Annotated in this window: 1 protein-coding gene; it reads right to left on the reverse strand. The window is 55.3% G+C overall.

The annotated features are described in order from the left end of the window. A partial coding sequence (locus KVT28_RS26205) for an autonomous glycyl radical cofactor GrcA (protein WP_217551198.1) occupies positions 1-244 on the reverse strand: 244 nt, incomplete at both ends.

Raw genomic sequence — 244 nt, forward strand, 5'->3', positions numbered from 1 at the left:
TGATTGACGGCATCTTCCAGCGTCTCGCGGCGCAGCACGTTAACGTTCAGGTGCTGACCACCTTCGATGCGCACCTGCGGTTTCTGCCCAAGTGGAATTTCACGGTAAGCGATTTCGCCGAGATCGCTGATAGCAACAACCTGACCTTCTGCGAAATCCCCTTTGGCGCACAGGCAGCGCGCCTCGGCTTTATCATCGTCCAGCAGCCAGAATGAGTTCAACAGCTGTGGATTATTTGCCTGAG

Source organism: Pantoea sp. GbtcB22 (genome assembly GCF_019091025.1).
Lineage (GTDB): Bacteria > Pseudomonadota > Gammaproteobacteria > Enterobacterales > Enterobacteriaceae > Pantoea > Pantoea leporis.